The following is a 1,437-nucleotide window of genomic DNA, read 5'->3' as shown; positions in this document are numbered from 1 at the left end:
AAAAGCACAAGTGGTTCCAGCTTTTCGGGAAGCGGGCGGCGGGTAGCGTCTGTAGCAATGTCGAAATTATTTCAGGACAGCTCCTAAGCAGTGACAATACCGGCAAATCAGGTCTGATCTTTTGAGTAGGTTCGGTTTCCACCACATTTACTATGGGTTCCTCATCAGGATAAACTCGTGGTCATTGATCACAATATGGCATTTGACCCGGAGTTTGAAACAGCGTCTTTTTTCCAGCACCATATATTTGGTGCAGCAAAAGAGCGTGTTTTTTCGGATCTTGCTTCTATTGCCGAATACCAAGTGAGAATGCAGGCCGCTTTGGCCGACTTTCAACAATGGGCAGACACTGCCCAAAATGAATGGCCCTGGCTTGATCTTGAGGAAACCCGTGAGTTTGAGCTAGACTCTGACTCCCTGTTTGCCATATTGAACGAATACACTTCCAACCAATTCTGGAGCATGACATGACGAAATACGCTTGCCGTTATGCCATTGTGCAATTCATGCCGTATCCGGAAACCGGCGAATTTGCCAATGTGGGTGTGGTTGCCGTACTTCCCCGGCAAAATCGATTTGTGTTCAAGCTGGAATTGGCTAAATACGGCCGTTTGACCAAGTTTTTCAGACACCTTGATCACAAAGTGTTCCTTCAGGCTATAAAGCACCTGAACGAGGAGCTGCGTTATCTGGAAACAGCAGTAAATAATCAGGAAATCGAAGCCTTGCAGGCGTTTGAGCTAATGGTTCGACCACTTGAAGCCATAGTGCGTTTCAGTAAGGAACGGGTCAAAATGACGGAAAAGCCACAGGCTATTGCCGCCGAGCTGTTCGATCGCTTTGTGCTCCATGACTTTGCCCAGAAAAAGAACTATGAGCAGGAACTGCAAAGCCGGGTTGGTCAGTTGGTACGCCAACTGAATCTTCGTCATCAGTTCAAGAAGGAGAAGATTGGTACGTTGTATCCGGTAAACATGCCTCTGGTTCAGAATACCGAGGAAGGGCGGATAAGAGCCATTCAACCTTTGCATTTTGACCGTGAAGAGCCTGAAAAAATAATAGAGCACGGTTATTTATGGATTGGTAAACTGGGAACCCTGCAAGAACTCAAAGAGCTGCCTGGTGATATTCTTATCCCGGTGGAAAAGCCGACTCATAAAGGTGATGCTCAAAAAGCCTGGACGATGATTCGTAATCGACTAAAAGACTTCGGTGACATCACCAGTGCCAGTAACGATAAACAGATCGAGAAGTTTGCCAAAAACTGATCTTTTCTCAGGTCAGCTGTTATACATTTATCTCATACTGCGCCAAATCAGGCGCAGTGCCCTTTGTCTCCCCATCCTGAATAAATACCAGCTGTTTAACCGCCTGACCGGCGTGGGAGTGAAATTGACCCTGCTCCAGTCGTTTACTCCAGATGCAGTAACCGCTACG

1 protein-coding gene and 1 pseudogene are annotated in these 1,437 nt (G+C 46.8%); both read left to right on the top strand.

Going from position 1 to position 1,437, the window contains the following annotated elements; genetic code table 11:
• Positions 1 to 153: 153 nt before the first annotated feature.
• A pseudogene (locus KDK14_RS09785) lies at positions 154 to 471 on the top strand (HipA family kinase); the annotation flags it as partial.
• Positions 468 to 1,268, top strand: coding sequence for a DUF3037 domain-containing protein (locus tag KDK14_RS09780; protein WP_257264914.1), 801 nt, complete (start codon positions 468 to 470; stop codon positions 1,266 to 1,268). The pseudogene KDK14_RS09785 and the gene KDK14_RS09780, both read left to right, overlap by 4 nt.
• Positions 1,269 to 1,437: the final 169 nt, after the last annotated feature.

Source organism: Endozoicomonas sp. ONNA2, assembly GCF_024606365.1.
GTDB lineage: Bacteria > Pseudomonadota > Gammaproteobacteria > Pseudomonadales > Endozoicomonadaceae > Endozoicomonas.
This window is presented reverse-complemented; position numbering and strand designations above follow the sequence as displayed.

What these genes read in the sequence shown, in the direction of transcription:
- KDK14_RS09780 (WP_257264914.1), top strand. Translation starts at nt 468, where the DNA reads ATGACGAAATACGCTTGCCGTTATGCCATTGTGCAATTCATGCCGTAT.